1 pseudogene is annotated in these 303 nt (G+C 76.9%); it reads left to right on the forward strand.

The features are described from left to right. Window positions 1-303 (forward strand): annotated as a pseudogene (locus J0695_RS46340) (hypothetical protein); the annotation flags it as partial.

Raw genomic sequence — 303 nt, forward strand, 5'->3', positions numbered from 1 at the left:
CCGATGGCCGCCTTCGGGGCGTTGGCCTCGCCGGAGGCGTTGTACGGGACGAGCGGCTCGCGCGTCTCCCTGTTCCGTACGGCCGAGGATGTCGGAGCCGAGGCGGGCGGCCTGGCCTGCGCCGCCGCCGTCGCGACGATCACCGCGATGGAGGACGAGGACATCGGCGGCCAGGCCGCCCGCCTCGGCTCCGACATCCCCTGCCCGGCCCTCGCGGAGCTGGCCGAGCGCCACCCCCCGGTCGGCGAGGGTCGCGGCCCGGGCGCGTTCTGGGCGCTGGAGCCCCTACGGAACAGGGAGACG

It is taken from the genome of Streptomyces beijiangensis (assembly GCF_017315755.1).
Classification (GTDB): domain Bacteria; phylum Actinomycetota; class Actinomycetes; order Streptomycetales; family Streptomycetaceae; genus Streptomyces; species Streptomyces beijiangensis.